General features: G+C 40.0%; 17 protein-coding genes. 13 read left to right on the forward strand and 4 right to left on the reverse strand.

Annotation, left to right across the window (positions count from 1 at the left end):
- Positions 1-91 precede the first annotated feature (91 nt).
- Positions 92-1,441 (reverse strand): spinster family MFS transporter, encoded by a 1,350-nt coding sequence (locus tag F984_RS08610; RefSeq protein WP_004708568.1) that lies wholly within the window; start codon positions 1,439-1,441, stop codon positions 92-94.
- 411 nt (positions 1,442-1,852) lie between these two features.
- Positions 1,853-2,320 (reverse strand): MarR family winged helix-turn-helix transcriptional regulator, encoded by a 468-nt coding sequence (locus F984_RS08615; protein WP_022574408.1) that lies wholly within the window; start codon positions 2,318-2,320, stop codon positions 1,853-1,855.
- A gap of 149 nt (positions 2,321-2,469) precedes the next feature.
- Here F984_RS08615 and F984_RS08620 point away from each other — a divergent pair, with 149 nt between their 5' ends.
- The 13 genes from F984_RS08620 to F984_RS08680 all read left to right on the forward strand — a co-directional run bounded on the left by F984_RS08620 (position 2,470) and on the right by F984_RS08680 (position 16,747).
- Positions 2,470-3,600: an amidase gene (locus F984_RS08620; protein ID WP_004708573.1), complete on the forward strand. Its 1,131-nt coding sequence runs from the start codon at positions 2,470-2,472 to the stop codon at positions 3,598-3,600.
- Positions 3,601-3,610: 10 nt separating this feature from the next.
- A complete protein-coding gene (locus F984_RS08625) occupies positions 3,611-4,759 on the forward strand; it encodes an acyl-CoA dehydrogenase family protein (protein ID WP_080631617.1) in 1,149 nt (382 codons plus the stop codon).
- A 28-nt stretch (positions 4,760-4,787) separates the two neighbouring features.
- Complete coding sequence (locus tag F984_RS08630; protein WP_000387550.1) at positions 4,788-5,147, forward strand: hypothetical protein; 360 nt, start codon at positions 4,788-4,790, stop codon at positions 5,145-5,147.
- A 10-nt stretch (positions 5,148-5,157) separates the two neighbouring features.
- Positions 5,158-5,685 (forward strand): nuclear transport factor 2 family protein, encoded by a 528-nt coding sequence (locus tag F984_RS08635; protein WP_004708578.1) that lies wholly within the window; start codon positions 5,158-5,160, stop codon positions 5,683-5,685.
- 29 nt (positions 5,686-5,714) lie between these two features.
- Complete coding sequence (locus tag F984_RS08640) at positions 5,715-6,992, forward strand: aromatic ring-hydroxylating oxygenase subunit alpha (protein WP_001084470.1); 1,278 nt, start codon at positions 5,715-5,717, stop codon at positions 6,990-6,992.
- A gap of 10 nt (positions 6,993-7,002) precedes the next feature.
- The gene (locus tag F984_RS08645; RefSeq protein ID WP_001056937.1) at positions 7,003-7,488 is read left to right on the forward strand and encodes an aromatic-ring-hydroxylating dioxygenase subunit beta; all 486 of its coding nucleotides are present in this window, start codon (positions 7,003-7,005) and stop codon (positions 7,486-7,488) included.
- 10 nt (positions 7,489-7,498) lie between these two features.
- Positions 7,499-8,236: an SDR family NAD(P)-dependent oxidoreductase gene (locus tag F984_RS08650; protein ID WP_004708581.1), complete on the forward strand. Its 738-nt coding sequence runs from the start codon at positions 7,499-7,501 to the stop codon at positions 8,234-8,236.
- A gap of 34 nt (positions 8,237-8,270) precedes the next feature.
- Positions 8,271-9,224 (forward strand): PDR/VanB family oxidoreductase, encoded by a 954-nt coding sequence (locus tag F984_RS08655; RefSeq protein WP_000210282.1) that lies wholly within the window; start codon positions 8,271-8,273, stop codon positions 9,222-9,224.
- Between the two features lie 45 nt (positions 9,225-9,269).
- On the forward strand, positions 9,270-10,226 hold the full coding sequence (locus F984_RS08660; RefSeq protein ID WP_080631539.1) for a p-hydroxyphenylacetate 3-hydroxylase reductase component: 957 nt from the start codon (positions 9,270-9,272) through the stop codon (positions 10,224-10,226).
- 198 nt (positions 10,227-10,424) lie between these two features.
- Positions 10,425-11,339 (forward strand): transcriptional regulator FeaR, encoded by a 915-nt coding sequence (gene feaR / locus F984_RS08665; RefSeq protein ID WP_004708584.1) that lies wholly within the window; start codon positions 10,425-10,427, stop codon positions 11,337-11,339.
- Positions 11,340-11,548: 209 nt separating this feature from the next.
- Complete coding sequence (gene tynA, locus F984_RS08670; RefSeq protein WP_080631540.1) at positions 11,549-13,864, forward strand: primary-amine oxidase; 2,316 nt, start codon at positions 11,549-11,551, stop codon at positions 13,862-13,864.
- A gap of 144 nt (positions 13,865-14,008) precedes the next feature.
- A complete protein-coding gene (locus tag F984_RS08675) occupies positions 14,009-15,226 on the forward strand; it encodes a hypothetical protein (RefSeq protein ID WP_080631618.1) in 1,218 nt (405 codons plus the stop codon).
- A gap of 33 nt (positions 15,227-15,259) precedes the next feature.
- Entirely contained in the window at positions 15,260-16,747 is a 1,488-nt protein-coding gene (locus tag F984_RS08680) for an NAD-dependent phenylacetaldehyde dehydrogenase (RefSeq protein ID WP_004708592.1), read from the forward strand.
- A gap of 55 nt (positions 16,748-16,802) precedes the next feature.
- Here the strand turns inward: F984_RS08680 and pcaD are convergent, their stop codons facing one another.
- Both pcaD and F984_RS08690 read right to left on the reverse strand, forming a co-directional pair.
- Positions 16,803-17,582 carry a 3-oxoadipate enol-lactonase gene (pcaD, locus tag F984_RS08685; RefSeq protein WP_004708593.1) on the reverse strand — a complete coding sequence of 260 codons (780 nt, stop codon included), beginning with the start codon at positions 17,580-17,582 and terminating at the stop codon, positions 16,803-16,805.
- A 10-nt stretch (positions 17,583-17,592) separates the two neighbouring features.
- Positions 17,593-18,393, reverse strand: an 801-nt coding sequence (locus F984_RS08690) for an acetyl-CoA C-acyltransferase (RefSeq protein WP_004708596.1), incomplete at its 5' end; no start/stop codon positions are given.

Raw genomic sequence — 18,393 nt, forward strand, 5'->3', positions numbered from 1 at the left:
CAGTCCTCGGCATTACGTATTGTGAAATATTGGTGTGGTGTTCCCTAAATTGTTTAAAGGGAACTCCTGTTTTTAGGGGCTGTTGCTTCAATTAATGTAATTTTTCAAGCTTCATGCTTTCACTAAAGGATTTGCAGCCTTTAAAAAGTAGAGCCAAAGCCAGTACACAGGACAAACCACCCACAATAGATAAAGAAGAACCCACCATTAATGGATTGCCAAAAACCTTATCTGTAATAATTGCCACTAATGTTGTACCAACACCTAGTCCAATTAAGTTACTCACCAAAAGGAATAGGGCAGAAAGGCGTGCTCTAAATTGGTTGGGTGCTAACATTTGCAATGCTGTTGCAGAAATCACAAGCGGGAAGGAGGCAAAGAACATTGCAGGAATGAGCAAAGTTACTGAAAGCCAGAGTCGATCTGTTTGGGTGAAAAATGCAATTGGAATAATCAGGCCAACAATACCAATCACCCCCGTGAACATCGGTGCATCTTGGCGTCCTTTTTTAATAAACCAGTCGTTTAGCCATCCTGCACAAAACACGCCTAAAGTATTTGCAACCAACAATATAGTGCCGAGCATATAGCCTGTTTCAGTCGGTGCGAGTTGAAACTTACGAATGTAAAATGCTGGTGTCCAACTAGTCAGACTGTAGAGTGCCATTGCATAAAAGGTAAAACCTAAATAATGACAAGCAAAAGTTTTTGCATGTTTTTTAATAAACTGAAGGCACTGTGTGAATTTAACTTGGTCAACTTGTCCGCTTTGGTTGAGTTGCTGGCCTTTACGTGCAGGGTCTTTAACTGTCAAAATAAATAACAAACCAATAATAATGCCGGGTAACCCCACCACTAAAAAGGCAATTTGCCATGCTTTAAGTGCACCTAATAAAGGAACTTCAATGAGTGTCACGCCTTTAAGCAGGTTAATCACATAACCGCCAACTAAAAAGGCGATACCTCCACCTAAGAAAGCACCAATTGAATAGATCCCGACCGCGCGGCCTAGTTTGTCTTTACTAAACATGTCACTAAACATTGAATAGGCCGCTGGAGATAAAGCTGCTTCACCAACGCCCACAGCCATACGACTTAGGAATAGTTGAATAAAGTTTTTACTTAAACCGCAAGTTGCTGTTGCCAAGCTCCAGACAATAATTCCGATTGAAATCAGTTTTGGTCGGGAAAAACGGTCGGCAATATAGGCTAATGGTAAGCCCATCACAGCATAGAATAGTGAAAAGGCAAGGCCATGTAACAAGCTAAATTGAGTATCTGAAAGTTGAAGGTCTGCTTTGATGGGTTCAATCATCAACGCCAGAATTTGACGGTCAATAAATGAAAATATATAGGCCAACATACAAAGTATGACCACATACCATGCATATGCATTGGTTTTCTTTTGTGTCCTTTCAACAGCGATATTACTTTGGTTCATACACTTAATCCTTATGTATAAAACGCTTTAAAGAAATTGATCTCTAGCTTCTATTCATCCTCAAAATTTTTGATACGTCCCCATTTGAAATGAATAATGGAACGGCTAGAAATGATTGAATTTGGTTTGGTAAGGGACCTTGAAGACGGTGACTTAACACAAACGGAAATAGTAAGATTGGGTAGATTGTTGAATAATTATTTTCTTTTTATATGTAAAATTCCATTACTTATTGAGTATGTTTAGATACCTAAAAAGTATGTTAAGTGGGCTATTGGAAGAATTTAATTAAATAACAATATGATTTTACTGTTTTTTATTTTTGGTATTAGACTTTTTATAGTAAGCAGCTAAAGAATGACTAGCTTTAACTGCTCTAGAGCCAAGTTAATTTAGTGTCGATGGAAATAATTAACTTGATGGCATGAGATCAAATAATTTTTTTAACTGAGAATTTAAATTGTGTAGCTCGTCTTCTGAAAAAGCATTGAGGATCCCAGCTAAGGTAACCACACTAATTTGATTAATCTGTTCAACCAGCTCAACTCCTTTGGCTGTTAATTTCACCATCGAGATGCGTTCATCAGTGGTAGAGGAGTAGACTTCCACAATTCCATCTTCTACCAATCGATATACAGCCTTTGTGGCTGTTGTGAGTTTTAAAGTAGAAAGATTGGCAATGTCAGTGATACTGGCTTCCCCAAGTGCATTGGTACTTAAAATAATTTTACGGCGAGTATTATCAATGCCAAGTTTCTTTATAGATTTTTCAATAAGTTGTGAATATTTACCATTAACTTGGGAAACCCAGAAAAAGGGGAAGTTTTGAATACTCGACGGTTCTTTATTGGGAAGAAATTGTTCTAAATGATCAAGCATAGCTAAGCAATAACTTAGTAAAAAAAGGGTAATCCTATTATAAACAAAATTTTGCATATTTCCCTGAACACACATTAGAAAAATTACTTGACAATTCCATTAAATTTTCTGATATTTTAATTAATGGATAAAAATACATGGAAAAGTGAATGAATATTATTAGCCAAAGTGTGCAAAAAGGAAGCGGCAAACTTAAGGTAATGGTGAAAGACACTATAGATATTCAAGGTCTAAAAACCATTGCTGGTAGTAAAGCTTTATTAGAAGTTGAACCTGCGCACGATGATGCAGAGGTGGTTAAAAACATCTTAAAAGCTGATTGCGAAATTATTGGCAAGACAAATTTGCACGAATTGGCTTTTGGCATTACAGGTATTAACCACGCTTTTGGTACACCTATCAATCCTAAATATCCTGAACTTATTCCGGGTGGATCTTCGAGTGGTTCAGCCGCGGCAGTTGCAGCAAAACAAGCTGACTTTACTTTAGGGACAGACACAGGCGGCTCAATTCGTATGCCCGCTGCGTGTTGTGGAGTTTATGGTTTAAAACCGACTTTCGGTCGGGTAAGTCGCAAAGGCGTATACCCGCCGTCAAATTCTTTAGATTGCGTTGGTCCTTTTGCAAATTCAGTCGAGATGATTGAAAAAGCCATGCAAATTATTGATCCAACTTTTAAGCCAGCTGAATATACGCATACACCAAAACTTGCGCTGCTCGATGTCAAAGCAGATGAGATTGTTTGGAACTGTATATATCAAGCACTTCAAAAAGCAAATTTAGAGAGCGTTTTAGAAAAAGTTGAACATTTTGAAGCAGCTTATGATGCAGGTATGCAGATTATTAACTATGAAAACTGGCAAGCTTTTGGTGAGTTAACCCAAACAGGTTTAATTGGTTCTGATGTAAATAGTCGTTTATTAAAAGCAGCCCACACCACTTTAGAGCAAGTAAAGCAAGCAGAAGTTGTAAAAGCGCAGCTGACAGAGGAACTCGATGCTTTATTAGATAAATATGATGCATTGGTTCTGCCGACACTTCCACAAATTCCACCAAAAGTTTCTGAAGCTGAAAATACGGTCGCTTTTTTGAACCTAACCGGTTTAGTTCGACCATTTAATTTATCAGGACATCCAGCTATTTCAGTGCCACTTGAAACCAGTGAAGGTTTGCCTGTGGGCTTACAGATCGTATCAAAGCATCAAAAAGATGAGCAATTATGCGCAATAGCCAAATTTTGTGTTAATGCAATAAATTACAAGGAGTTAGATGATGAATAAGTTGTCTAAAATGGAGTTTGCTTCTCAAGGCCAAGCAGTTGACTTAGATGCTTTGTGCCAAGAAATTCGTGAGCGTGCCTGTGCAGGTGAATTTGATAATCAGGCCTATGTGAGCCAAGACATTATCGAAAAACTTAAAAAAATTGGTGTTTACCGTGCCTTAGTGCCTAAACGTTTTGGTGGTGAAGAATGGTCACCGCGGCAGTTTTGTGAGTTGATCGAAACTTTATCTAAAGCTGATGGTTCAGTGGGTTGGGTGGCAAGTTTCGGTATGAGCCCTGCGTATTTAGGAAGTTTGCCGGAAGAAACGCTGAAAGAGTTGTACCAAAATGGGCCGGATGTCGTGTTTGCCGGAGGTATTTTCCCACCTCAGCCTGCCGAAATTACCGATGAAGGTGTAGTGGTACGTGGACGTTGGAAATTTTCCAGCGGCTGTATGGGCGCTGACATTGTTGGTGTGGGGATTTCACCTCTTAAAAACAATGAAATGCAAGGTTTACCACGTATGGCCGTGATGCCTGCCAACAAAGCCAAAATCGAAATGACATGGGACACTGTTGGCCTAAAAGGTACCGGAAGCCATGATTTAGTGGTTGAAGATGTATTGGTCGAAAAGAAATGGACCTTTGTACGTGGTGAACCTTCAAAACTCAGCGAGCCATTTTTTAAATATCCATCATTGTCTTTAGCCACTCAAGTCTTAACCGTGGTGGGTATCGGGGTTGCAGCTGCTGCATTAGAAGAATTTGAAAAATTAGCACCGGGTAAAGCATCTATTACGGGTGGTTCAGAAATTGCCAACCGCCCAGTGACTCAATATGAGTTTGCTCAAGCTGATGCAGAGTTTCAGGCGGCAAAGTCTTGGTTTTATCAAACCATGGATATTGTCTGGAATGAAATTATTGCTGGTCGTGAAGCAACTGCTGAACAGATTAGCGATATGCGTCTGGCATGTACGCATGCAGCTCGCGTTTGCGCCAAAGTGACCCGAAAAATGCAAATGCTCGCGGGTATGACAGCGATTTATACCAACAATCCATTTAGCCGTTTTGTAAATGACACCAACGTGGTGACCCAGCATGCCTTTATGGGAGATGCAACTTTACAAAATGCAGGTTTGGTCAGTTTCGGGTTAAAGCCAACCCCAGGTTATCTATAAGTTTAAATTTTTAAAAAGGAATATTGAGATGGAAGCTAAAAAACCATTACGCGTGTTGTTTTGCATGGGTATTAACCAGAACTTTTTTGATGCAGAACCTGCTGAAGCAAAAGCGGTTTGGGCAGCATTTGGTGAAATGTGGAATGGCATTCATGACTTACCTGGCGTGCATGTTTTTGGAAATCTTGATGATGACCAAAGCATGGTGGGTGCAAGTACGGGCTGGCCTTGGACCACTTATTTGCTTGCAGATGTTCCGGATATTGAGACAGTACATGCAGCTTGTAACTTGTTTAGAACGACTGTGGTGGGTGAAGGGCCATACAAACTTTGGAAATATTGCAAAGTTGAAGCTCGTGTTGGGCGTGAATTGATTATTCAACGTTAAGGCGAGCGCAATGACTGACAAAGTGAATATTGCAGAAATTATAGAACGGCTAGAACAGTTGGAAGCACATAATGCCATTCGTAACTGCATAAACCGTTATATGGAAATCTGCGACGAGCTCAATGCAAATACAGATCTTTATGAGTTGATGAATCTTTTTGATCAAGACTGTATTTGGGAAGGTATTGGTGACAAATATGCCAAATCCTTTGGTCGCTATGATTCTTGGCAGTCGATTTATGACATGTTCAAACGCTATACACAAAAAGAATCTCACTTTGTCATGAATGCACATTTTGTAAATTCAGAACAAATTTATGTAAATCAAAATAATGCAAATGCTTCATGGCTGATGTTGCAAACTTCAACTTTTCAAGATGGCCGTAGTCATCTAAATGCGGCAAAGCTCAAGGTGAAGTTTAAAAAGCAAGCAGATGGAACATGGAAAATTAAACATTTCCAAACACAGAATATTTTCAGTCGTCCGGTATCGCATTGGCACAGTGAAGCCGAGTTGCCGGTACCTTCCCAGGAATGACCCAGAACATATTTAAAAGGACTATTGATATGAACAGTATTATCCCAACGCATAACATTGGCATTGATTACGATGCTTTAGTTAAAAGTGACCGTGCCCATACTTCTCTTTATAAAGATGAACGCATTTTTGATGAAGAGATGGAAAAAATCTTTTATAGCACTTGGGTGTGGGTTGCGCATGCCAGCGAAATTCCGGAAGGCGGAAGCTATAAAACCATTAACATTGGTAAACAGCCTGTGGTTGTGGTGCGTGACCGTAAAAAGAAAGTCCATGTACTTTTAAACCGTTGCCGTCACCGTGCAGCAACCGTATGCGAACATAAAAAAGGAAAAACCAACAGTTTTGTATGCCCATATCACGGTTGGAGTTATGCACTTGATGGCAGTTTACGTGGTGTGCCATCTCCGGAAAGTTACGGCGATTGTTTAGATAAGTCAGAATTACCGCTGGTGAGTCTACGGGTAGAAGAATATAACGGCATGATCTTCGCTTCATTTAAAGAAGACATTCAACCGCTTGAAGAGTTCCTTGGGCCTGCGAAAAAATGGATTGACCTGTTTATGAAACAAGGTGCGGGTTATCCAATTAAAGTGTTGGGTGAACACCGCTTCCGTTTTCCGGGTAACTGGAAAATCCAGCTTGAAAATACCACCGATGCTTATCACTTCCCGTTGGTACACAAATCATTCTTAAGTTCTGTAGATGAAAAAACCGAAGAACTCTTTAACTTCGAAAACCAGCCGGGCTTTGTTGAAGACTTAGGTAATGGTCACAGTGTCATGGTGATGATTCCTGAACTGGTCGATTTAGAAGAAGACTTAATGGAGCGACCAATTCAAGAGCGTTTCGAAGACTTGGCTCAAGCTTTGCGTGACGAAGGCCATGAAGAGTTAGAAGTACGCCGTATTGTTCGAGCAGTTGGTGGTTCTGGCTTTAACTTAAATTTATTCCCAAATATTGCATGCTCAATGGCGTTCTTCCGTGTGTTACAGCCAATTTCAGTCGCTGAAACAGAGATTCATCACTCGGTGATTACGATGGATGGCGGTCCACAAATTGCCAATCAATATCGCTTACGTTTGCATGAACATTTCCAAGGCCCATTTGGTTTTGGTACGCCAGATGACTCTGAGGCTTGGGAACGCGTACAACATGGTGCCAACGCCGGTAATGATTTATGGATCATGCTCAACCGCGGTTTACCGGGCGAAGTCAAAACTGAAGATGGCTTAAAAAGTGATGTCAGTGCTGAAACAGGTATGCGTGCAGCATATCAGCAGTGGAAAAAGATGATGACAGCTTAAGGAGAGAGCAATGAATATGAATCTGCAATTATTAAATGAAGTCACTGCTTTCATCTGGGCCGAAGCAGATATGTTAGACCATAGCGAGTACCGTGAATGGCTCAATTTATGGAATGAAAAGGGTGTTTATATCATTCCGATTGACCCAAACCTCACAGACTACGAAAACAACTTAAATTATGCCTATGACGATAATCATATGCGTAAGTTACGTGTAGAACGACTCGAAAATGGTGAGGCAATTTCTACGGCACCGAAAGCGAATACGGTACGCAGCATTTCGCGAGTACGAGTGATTCAAGATCAAGATGATGAAATCGTTTTACGCTGTGCTCAAAATTTACGTGAATTCCGTAAAGAAAACCTCAAGCATTACACGGCCGATATTACGTACCATCTAACCCGTGATGCCGATACTGGTTTTAAGATTAACCGTAAAATCATTAACTTGGTTAACTCAACCGATACCTTAGCTGGTATTAGCTACATTCTTTAGGAGCGGTAACATGAAACAGGTTGTTTTAGTGACAGGTGCTGCTTCTGGACTCGGTAATGTGATTGCTGAATATTTTGCGAGCCAAGGCCATCAAGTGATTTTGTCAGCAAGCACGCTTGAAAAAGCCGAAAATGCCAAGGCACAAAGTCAATATGCCCAAAATATGTTTCCTTTAAAGCTGGATATTTCGGTCGAGGCAGATTTTCATGCAGCGGTGCAATGGATTGAAGAGAAATTTTCTAAACTTGATGTGTTAATTAACAATGCTACCGTCACTAAAGCAACACCCGTATTAGAAATTACCGCAGCCGATTTTGATTGGGTGACCCAAGTTAACCAACGCGGCACCTTTCAAGCTTGTCAAATTATTGGCCAATATATGGCCAAAAAAGCTTATGGACGCATCATTAATATGGCGTCTTTAGCGGGACAAAACGGTGGTACTGCAACGGGTGCACACTACGCGGCAACCAAAGGGGCCATTGTGACATTAACCAAAATTTTTGCCAAAGAGTTTGCGGCAAAAGGCGTTACGGTCAATGCGATTGCACCGGGACCAATGGAGTCACCAATCGTTCATAGTGTGGTGCCAGACGAAAAAATGGAACAGTTCATCCAGAATATTCCGGTTAAAGCCTTAGGAAGTATGCACTTTATTGCTGAAACTTGTGGGTTGCTTGCGAGTCCAAATGCAAGTTTTGTGACTGGTGCAACATGGGATATTAACGGTGGTTTATTCATGCGTTAAGCCACAAGCTTAGGCATGAAAAGGGAGTTGAATCATGACTACACTTTATGATGTTGTCGTTAAAAATCGCCATGTGGAAGGTGGAAATATTGCAGTTATGGAGTTTGAATCTGCAACTTCTGCTGCATTACCAAAGGTTGAACCCGGTGCACATATTGATGTGCACTTACCGAATGGTATGGTGCGCCAATATTCGCTTTGCCAAAATCCAAATGACGAAGGAAAGTTCCGCCTTGGGATCTTACGTGACCCTGAATCACGTGGCGGCTCGATTTCTGCATTTGATGAAATTAAAGATGGCATGCAAATTCAGGTCAGTGAGCCGAAAAATTTATTCCCACTTTTAAAAGCCAAGCACAGTGTGTTAATTGGCGGTGGAATCGGGATTACGCCGTTAATTACGATGGCATATCAACTTGCACATGAAGGTGCATCATTTGAGCTTCACTACTGTGGTGCTAGCCCTGAAAAATGTGCTTTTGTTGATGAAATTAAAAATGGTGAGTTAGCAAAATACACAACGTTCCATTTTAAATCTGAAGGGGCAAGCCACAGAGCATTTTTTGAATCTGCCATTAAAGATATTGACCCTGAAAGTCATATTTATACCTGTGGTCCAGTCGGTTTTATGGACTGGGTGATTAATCTCGCCACAACTCACGATTTTCCTGAGCAGCAAATTCACAAAGAGTATTTCCAAGTCGAAACTGACACGTCAGGAGATTCATTTGAGGTGGTGGCTGAACGTAGCGGAAAAATCATTATGGTCGAAGCTGGCGAAACCATTTTGCAAGCTTTGGCTAAAGAAGGCATCGAGATCGAAATGTCTTGCGAGCAAGGTGTATGTGGAACCTGCATGTGCGATGTGATTGAAGGCGAACCCGATCATCGAGATGTTTACTTTACTGACGAAGAAAAGGCCAGCAATGAACAAATATTGGTTTGCTGTTCACGCTCTAAAACACCGAGATTAGTTTTAGATATCTAATGCTCTCGCGATTTATATGGATGTAAGAGAAGGTTTAGGAGAAAGATGATGAATGTATTACAACAAATAGATGAGTTTACGGTCGATCCACTACAGTTCCGACGGGCATTAGGAAATTTTGCGACAGGCGTTACCATTGTTACTGCACAAAATGCACAAGGTGAGAAAGTTGGTGTAACTGCAAATAGTTTTAACTCGGTGTCACTCGATCCACCACTTATTTTGTGGAGTATTGATAAAAAATCGTCAAGTTTTTCAGTATTTGAAGAAGCAACACATTTTGCAGTCAATATTTTATCAGGCACGCAAATTGAGCTGTCTAATAAGTTTTCGAGACGCAATATTGATAAATTTGCCAACACAAACTTTCAACTTGGCGCAGGATGCGCACCCATTTTAGAAAATTGTTCTGCAGTGTTTGAGTGCGAACGTTATCAAGTGATTGAAGGTGGTGACCACTGGATTATTATTGGTAAAGTGGTTCGTTTCCATGATCAAGGCCGAAGCCCGCTGGTTTACCATCAAGGTGCATATTCTTGTGTAATGCCGCATCCAAGCCTTCAAGTTAAACAAACAGAAAAGAGCGGTGTAGACCAAACACATTATGGGCATTTATATAATAATGTATGTTATTTAATGAGCCGTGCTTTTAAAGCTTATCAAACCGACTATATACCTAAGCAAATGGCTTCAGGGTTCCGTACCAGTGAATCACGTCTCTTGCTTGTTTTGGCCAGTGGTACTGCTTCTAGTAAAGAAGATTTACCACGAGATATTGCTATGCCAATGCAAGAAGTGGAAAGATCGGCTGAAATTTTAAAATTTGAAGGGTTACTGGTCGATCACGATAATTTGTATGCACTAACCGAGAAAGGTAAACAAACGGCGCAGTATTTGTTTGATATTGCCGACAGCCACCAAAATGAAGTGTTTAAAAAATATTCTGATGAGCAAAAGGATATTTTTATTACCATGCTGCGAGACTTTGCGGGAGTAGCATAAGCCCCATTAAGCTGATAAATTGAATTGATTTATCAGCTTGTTTACATCTAGCTGACTATCATCAAAACAATTCCAAGGATAAGGAATTTTTGGCACACAATTTGTTTATCAATAAAACAAGATTGCAAATAAGCCAAGACAGTGCACCACCACAGAAGCAAAAGCTTGTCCGGTGACACATGTATAGAGAGGTAAGGGATGAACCAGTATGTAAGCGATGCATTACTCACATGGACGCACCATATTAAAAGTGTGTGCGGCAATTTTGAAACCGATTTTGACGGAACCCGTAATTTATTCATCGGTGAGGTCCAATGCTTTTTACTAGGCGATACCGAAATTGCTTTTATTAAAAACAATGCCAATAAAATTGTCCGAAAAGCCGATGAAATCGATCGGGTGAATAATCGTTTTTGTTTTTTGATTTTGCAGTATTCGGGAAAAATGCTGCTCGAGTATAAAAATGAGACTCTAAGTCTGAATGAAGGCGATATTGTTTTGGTCGACCCAGTCGAAACTATTTCGATGTATCCGCAAGGCTTAGTCAGCCAGATTTCAGTCCATCTGTCGCGTGAAAAATTACTGAAAGAAAATATTAGTACCGAATATTTTGGAAAACTGATTACTCAAAATATGAGTGGTTTTTTACTTAAAAATATTTTGAAAAATATGTCTGCTGAAAACATCAAACTTTGGTACGCAACCGAAGACGGTAATGCTTTTGAAGATGCGTTAATTGCTTTAATCAAACCCACAATCAATTATAAAAATATTAATAGCTCCAATAACCTGATGGAAAAAGCCGAACGCTATATTATAGAAAACTTAGCAAAACCAGATTTAACACCTAAATTAATTGCAGAGCATATTGGGGTATCGCTGCGTCATCTTTACCGTTTATTCCTTCAAGAAAATTTATCGATTAACAAATATATACAGCTCAAACGCTTAGAAAAAGTCAAAGCAGATTTGCTTGATAAAAGAAATAAACAAAGCTCAATTACCCAAGTTGCCTTGAAATGGGGTTTTTGGGACGGTGCTCATTTTTCAAAAATCTTTAAAAAGACTTATGGTATCTCTCCTAAAGAATTTAGAGAGGGTATGTCGGTTTAATTCTTTCATCTCTCAATGTCATTTTTAGACAAATCCGACGTCATTCTTGAACAAGCTAGCCCTATGTAACTGTGTTGAAATTAAATTCATTAGAGCAGGTTAGATAAGCTTAATAACCATAAAACTATTAAGTTGGTCTAATGAATTTCACTCACAGGAAAGTGCATTTTAACTGTCTGATTCAGATAGTTCAGGGATAGATGAAAAGGATGAAACCAATGCGTAAACAACGATTATTGAATGACATACAAAAAATACTGGCACTTAACTTATCAATCGCTGCAAGCTTTTGGGGACTCAATACTCAAGCGTTTGCTCATGGTGGACATGCCGAAATGGTCTCACTTTATCAAAACATGAGTGAGCAAGGCGCTAAAGTTGTTAAAGATGACTTTACCAATACCTATACAATCACCAAAGGTTCTATGGTAGTTCGGGCCAAACCCAATTCGGATCAGGTTTTGGTGAATGGCAAACCTTTCAAACTCAGTGTGCCTTTATTAATTAAAGATGGTAAACCTGTTATTGGAAAAGATTTTTTTAATGAAGTCTTCCAGTCGGGGTTAGATCAAACTTTCAAAATTGAAAATACGTTTCACCCGCTCAATAGCTTAAATTCTGACGAAATCAAAAAGACCTTTGATGTGATTAACCGCTCGAAATACGCCTATAAAAATATGCGTTTTGCCGAGTTAAAGCTTAAAGAACCTGAAAAAGCCAAAGTATGGGATTACTTCATTAATCACAAAGAATTTAAAGAAGATCGTATTGCTTCATTTATTTTATTAAAGGGCAATCAAGCGATTGAAGGTGAAGTTAATCTTAATACTCAACAAGTCACAAAATGGAATGTACTTAAAGATACTCATGGTATGGTGCTGCTAGATAATTTTGAAGCCGTGCAGCGTGTAATTGAGACAAGTAAAGAATATCAAGATGCGTTACGCAAACGTGGCATTACTGATGTGAAGAAAGTGATTGCTACTCCGCTAACTATTGGATATTTTGGCGGTAAAGATGGTCTGGATAAACAACTCAATATATTAAAAGTCGTCGCTTACCTCGATGTAGGAGATGGTAACTACTGGGCACATCCTATTGAAAATTTAGTTGCTGTAGTCGATTTAGATAAAGAAAAAATTATTAAGATTGAAGAAGGTGCGATCATTCCTGTGCCAATGGCAAATCGACCATATATGTCGAATAAGCCCGTAGCAAGTAAGCTAAAACCACTCAATATTACTGAACCTGAGGGTAAAAACTTTAGCATTACTGGTCAAACCATACATTGGGGGAACTGGTGTTTGCATGTGGCGTTAGATTCTCGTGTTGGCTTACAGCTTTCAACCGTGACCTACAAAGATAAAGGTGTGAAGCGTAAAGTCATGTATGAAGGTAACTTGGGTGGAATGGTGGTTCCATATGGTGACCCTGATATTGGCTGGTACTTCAAATCTTATTTGGACTCTGGCGAATATGGTATGGGAACACTCACATCATCTATTCTTCCTGGAACAGATGCACCCGACAACGCTGTTTTACTTGATGCCGTGATTGCAGACTACAAAGGCCAGCCTCAAGTAATTCCAAATGCCATTGCTGTGTTTGAACGTTATGCCGGACCTGAATATAAACATCACGAAATTTTTGGCAATCAAGATGCCAGTGAAGCACGCCGTGAACTTGTCGTGCGCTGGATTAGTACGGTTGGAAACTACGATTACATGTTTGACTGGGTATTTTCCCAAAATGGTGTAATTGGAATTAATGCGGGTGCAACGGGTATTGAGGCGGTTAAAGGCGTTAAATCACGCACCATGCATGACAGTACTGCCAAAGAAGATACCAAATATGGAACTTTAATTGACCATAATATTGTGGGTACAACGCATCAGCACATCTATAACTTCCGTTTAGACATGGATGTCGATGGTGAAAATAACAGCTTTATGCATATGGACCCTGTGGTGAAAGCCAATAACAAAGGTGGTGTTCGTACAAGCTCAATGCAAATTGACAGTAAAGTCATTACCAATGAGCAAAATGCCGCTGAAAAATTTGATCCATCCACTATTCGCTTACTCACGAATTTCAACAAGGAAAATAAATTAGGCAATCCGGTTTCTTACCAACTCATTCCTTTTGCAGGTGGAACACATCCTGTTGCGAAGGGTGCCAATTTTTCTAAAGATGAATGGTTATTTAAACGTTTGAACTTTATGGATAAGCAAATTTGGGTGACTCAGTACAATCCGGATGAACGTTATCCTGAAGGGAAATATTCAAACCGTTCAACTCATGATACAGGCTTAGGACAGTTCATTGGTAACAACGAAAATATCGAAAATAAAGACCTTGTGGTCTGGATGACAACAGGCACAACCCATGTGGCACGTGCTGAAGAATGGCCAATTATGCCGACAGAATGGGTTTATACCCTAATCAAACCTTGGAACTTCTTTGACAACACCCCGACTTTAAACTTGGGTGAAGACGAGCAAAGCACGCAGCACGACCATCATTAAACAGGTGCATGATCTAGGGTGGGTAACGAATCGGTTACCCACACCTGAGCACGGTTAGGCCGTTCGCAAAAAAGGAATTTCTCAATGAAAAATTTATTTTCTCAGGTTGTGAGAGGGACTCTCTTTGTCTCATTTTTTTCAACTGTGCATGCTGGTGAGCTTGAAATTAAACCGACTTTTGAAGCAACTTTTGGGGCCTTTAGTAGCGGTAAAAGCTATAACGGCGAAAACCTAGAGGATGAAAGAATCAATTGGCAAGAAGGTCATCTTAAATATGGTGCTAAAGGACAATACACCTTTAAAAACAATCAGCTCTATGCAAGCTTAAGTGGCATTAGCTCGGCAACATTTGGTGATGGCGACGCAGGCCAAAATAGTAATGGCAAAGAACGTAAAACAGATGTGAATGAATGGATCATTGGTTTTAAAGACGGTACCAACAAAGATGAGTTAACGACCTATGATTTAAGTATCGGTCGGCAAAATATCATGATTGGTGATGGGTTTTTTATTGCGGGTGATGCGTTAAACCTCGGTAAAGCACCCGCGGATGGCACCCTTGATCGGGGCGGTGCATATTATCTAGCAGCTCGTCGAAGCTTTGATTTTACCAGTTTGCTTCAATACAAACTGCAAGAGAATACAACGCTAAAGTTGGCTTATTTAAAATCAAACAACAAAGCACAATTTTCCCCAGAACTGTTTGTAACTGATTTGATGTATCAACTTAAAGATAAGGGCGTTGGGTTCACTTACTTAAACGTATTAGACCTTAAAGATGCTGAACACGTTTCAGGGCGCGAAGATCTTAAAAATTATGCTTTACGTTTGAATTATCAGCCTTTACCAGAGCTACAAGTTAAAACTGAGTTTGTGGTTCAAGACAAAAAAGATAGCCAAGAAAATGGTGGCTATTTAGCACTGAACTATAACTTTTTATCTTCAAAATATACGCCTTCATTAGGTTACCGTTTTAGTCATTTTTCAGACCAATATGACCCTATGTTTTATGGAAATACGGTCGGGTTCGGTACGTGGTTTCAGGGGGAGGTTGCCGGAAACTATGCTGGTCCATTCAATAAAAATGCAGATATTCATCAAGTTTCTTACATGATGAATTTGAAAGAAAATTTTATGTTGGGTGCTTTGGCTTATAAGTTCAAAACAGTAAATAAGTCTTTAACCAATGTGGATGGACATGAGCTGGATGTATTCTCGGTTTGGTCGGTCAATAAAAAATTCAACGTTATTCCTTTAGTGGGACTCTATAAGCCGAAACACGATATTCATAGTAGTGGTACACAAAACTACGATGACAAAACCAATGTCTATGCGCAGTTAATTTTGCAATACATCTATTAATAAATCCTTTTAAATGAATTGAGAGAAATAAAAATGAGTGAAGTTCAGATTTTACAAAGCGTGCAGCAATTTATGGCACGTCAACATGGACATTTTATTGATGGAAAATTAGTTGCTGCCGAGCATTTAGATAAAGTGGATATTGTAAATCCATCGACTGAACAAGTGGTTGCTCAAATTAGTATTGGTAGTCAACAAGATGTCGCAAGCGCCGTCAAAAGTGCTGAACATGCTTTTCAAAATGCTTGGGCCGAAACTACACCGTATGAACGTGGCGTTAAATTAAATAAGTTGGCAGATTTAATTGAGCAACATGGTGAAGAACTTGCTCAGCTTGAGACGTTATCCACCGGAAAGCTTATCAATATTTCCCGTCATCTTGAAGTCGCACAATCTGTTATTTTCTTAAGATATTTTGCTGGTTGGGCAACCAAAATTAATGGTCAAACCATGCAACCTTCTATTCCTTCTATGCAAGGTGAAAAATATACGGCCTTTACTTTAAGACAACCAGTGGGTGTGGTTGCAGGTATTGTGCCTTGGAATTTCTCACTGATGATTGGAGTTTGGAAAATAGGTTCAGCTTTGACAACTGGTTGTACCATTGTGCTTAAACCAAGTGAGTTTGCCAGCTTATCTTTATTACGTTTAGCTGAACTTGCCATTGAGGCAGGTATTCCGGCAGGTGTGATTAATGTGGTTACAGGTAAGGGCGATACAGGGCAATATTTAATTGAGTCGCCACTCGTTAAGAAAGTTTCATTTACAGGTTCGGTACCAACAGGTATTGCCATCGGTAAACTTGCGATGAGTAGTGATTTAACCCGTGTAAGTCTGGAGCTGGGCGGTAAAAATGCGATTGCTGTTTTAGCCGATGCAAATATTGATGAGATTTTACCAACTTTGTTGCAAGCAACTTTTGTACATCAAGGTCAAGTTTGTGCATCCCCAGAACGTTTTTTTGTACACCGTACAAAATATGATGAACTTGTTGAGAAACTCTCTAAAGCACTTTCTAGTTTAAAAATTGGATCGGCTATGGATGAAGGAAGTATGTTTGGTCCACTCTCTAATCAGCCACATTTTAATAAAGTAAAACATTATTTAGATATGGCTAAAGCCAACAACCAGATTATTGCTGGTGGTGAGGCTCTAGATCGATCAGGATATTTTGTACAGCCGACTTTAATTTCCTTTAAAAATACCGATGATCCTTTATTTTCAGAGGAAACATTTGGTCCAGTGGTCGGGGTAATGCCATTCGATACTGATGAAGAACTTATTCAACTTATGAATCAGTCGCGCTTTGGTTTAACTGCAAGTATCTGGACAAATGACTTATCAAAAGCTTTGCGTTTAATTCCTAAAATTGAAGCAGGCACCTTATGGGTCAATATGCATACGTTCTTAGATCCATCAGTTCCATTTGGTGGCGTTAAAGCTTCAGGAATTGGCAGAGAGTTTTCAGATGCATTTATTGAAGATTACACCGAATTAAAATCGGTCATGATTCGGTACTAAGTTTCTACGAGATATAAAAAATGGCCTCTATAGGCCATTTTTTGAATCATTAAAATTAACCTAATAAAAAATCTTTTAAAATTTTATTAAAAGCTTCGGGCTGTTCTACATTGGAAATATGAGAAGCGTCTATCTCTGCAAGTTGTGATTGTGGAATGCGTTGCTGCATAAACTCACCATCTGCAACAGTCGTTACAGGGTCTTGAGTTCCAGCAATCACCAATATAGGAATTTTAATGTCTTTTAACTGCTCACGGACATCCGCTTTAGCCAAAGCCTCACAACAATTAGCATAACCCATTGCGCTGCCAGCACTTAAGTCGTTACACAGGTTGTTGACAATTGAAGCATGACTTTGGATAAAGGGATCTGTAAACCATCGCGAAGCTGCTGTAGCTGCGATTGGCTGTAAACCTTGCTCACGTACTAATTTTGCACGGTCAAGCCATGCTTGTTCTTGTCCGATTTTAGCGGCAGTATTTGCAACAATGACATGACTAAAACGGTTAGGGTAGTGAATCGCAAGCCATTGACCGGTTAACCCCCCCATAGAAATACCACAAAAAGCAGCTTTGCTAATATTCAGATGATCGAGTAAATGGACAACATCTTCACCTAATTGCTCTACAGTATATGGGCCGTCAGGCGTAGATGATGAACCGTGGCCACGTGTGTCATAACAGATCACAAAAAATTGATCTTTTAACTCATTGAACTGTTTTTGCCACATACCATAATTGGTGCCTAAAGAATTGGAAAACACCAGAGCAGGGGAAGACGGTTCGCCAAAGGTTTGATAGTTGATTTGTGCATCGGCAGATTGAAAAGATGGCATTTGTTTCTCCTTAAAGTGCTTCAACACGTTCAATAATGAGTGCAATCCCTTGTCCCACACCAATACACATCGAACACAAGGCATAACGATCACCTGTTCGTTCAAGCTGGTTTAAGGCGGTAGTGACTAAGCGTGCACCTGAAGCACCAAGTGGATGACCTAAAGCAATGGCACCACCGTTTGGATTTACCTTGTCAGAATCATCTGGCAAACCTAAATCACGGGTTACTGCCAAAGCTTGTGCAGCAAAGGCTTCATTTAGCTCAATTACATCCATCTGCTCTAAAGTCAGGTTGGCTTGTTTAAGTAATTTTTTAATCGCTGGTGCCGGAGCAAAACCCATAATGCGTGGTTCTACACCCACCGCTGTTGAAGCAATGATCTTGGCACGTGGTTTGAGGTTGTAAGCCTGAACTGCTTCATCAGAAGCAATCAGTAGAGCTGCTGCGCCATCGTTGATGCCTGAAGCATTGCCCGCAGTAACTGTACCCTCTGCTTTTACAACTGGTTTAAGTTTGCTTAAACCTTCAAGTGTGGTGGATGCACGTGGATGTTCATCGGTATCAATCACAACAGCCTCACCCTTACGCTGAGGGATTTCAACTGGCACGATTTCTTTAGAAAAAAAGCCTTTGGCTTGCGCGCTTGCGGTGCGTTGTTGGCTCACCAAGGCAAACTGGTCCTGATCTGCACGATTAACGTTGAACTGTTCAGCCACGTTTTCGGCAGTCTGGGGCATGGTGTCTACACCATACAATTCTTTAAGTTTCGGGTTAATGAAGCGCCAACCCATAGTGGTGTCTTCAATCTT

This window comes from Acinetobacter nosocomialis NIPH 2119 (assembly GCF_000368085.1).
GTDB classification, from domain to species: Bacteria; Pseudomonadota; Gammaproteobacteria; order Pseudomonadales; family Moraxellaceae; genus Acinetobacter; species Acinetobacter nosocomialis.

Bases quoted from the DNA above. Each gene is read 5' to 3' on its own strand.
- F984_RS08610 (WP_004708568.1), bottom strand. From the start codon at position 1,441: ATGAACCAAAGTAATATCGCTGTTGAAAGGACACAAAAGAAAACCAAT.
- F984_RS08615 (WP_022574408.1), bottom strand. From the start codon at position 2,320: ATGCTTGATCATTTAGAACAATTTCTTCCCAATAAAGAACCGTCGAGT.
- F984_RS08620 (WP_004708573.1), top strand. From the start codon at position 2,470: ATGAATATTATTAGCCAAAGTGTGCAAAAAGGAAGCGGCAAACTTAAG.
- F984_RS08625 (WP_080631617.1), top strand. From the start codon at position 3,611: ATGGAGTTTGCTTCTCAAGGCCAAGCAGTTGACTTAGATGCTTTGTGC.
- F984_RS08630 (WP_000387550.1), top strand. From the start codon at position 4,788: ATGGAAGCTAAAAAACCATTACGCGTGTTGTTTTGCATGGGTATTAAC.
- F984_RS08635 (WP_004708578.1), top strand. From the start codon at position 5,158: ATGACTGACAAAGTGAATATTGCAGAAATTATAGAACGGCTAGAACAG.
- F984_RS08640 (WP_001084470.1), top strand. From the start codon at position 5,715: ATGAACAGTATTATCCCAACGCATAACATTGGCATTGATTACGATGCT.
- F984_RS08645 (WP_001056937.1), top strand. From the start codon at position 7,003: ATGAATATGAATCTGCAATTATTAAATGAAGTCACTGCTTTCATCTGG.
- F984_RS08650 (WP_004708581.1), top strand. From the start codon at position 7,499: ATGAAACAGGTTGTTTTAGTGACAGGTGCTGCTTCTGGACTCGGTAAT.
- F984_RS08655 (WP_000210282.1), top strand. From the start codon at position 8,271: ATGACTACACTTTATGATGTTGTCGTTAAAAATCGCCATGTGGAAGGT.
- F984_RS08660 (WP_080631539.1), top strand. From the start codon at position 9,270: ATGATGAATGTATTACAACAAATAGATGAGTTTACGGTCGATCCACTA.
- feaR (WP_004708584.1), top strand. From the start codon at position 10,425: ATGAACCAGTATGTAAGCGATGCATTACTCACATGGACGCACCATATT.
- tynA (WP_080631540.1), top strand. From the start codon at position 11,549: ATGAAACCAATGCGTAAACAACGATTATTGAATGACATACAAAAAATA.
- F984_RS08680 (WP_004708592.1), top strand. From the start codon at position 15,260: ATGAGTGAAGTTCAGATTTTACAAAGCGTGCAGCAATTTATGGCACGT.
- pcaD (WP_004708593.1), bottom strand. From the start codon at position 17,582: ATGCCATCTTTTCAATCTGCCGATGCACAAATCAACTATCAAACCTTT.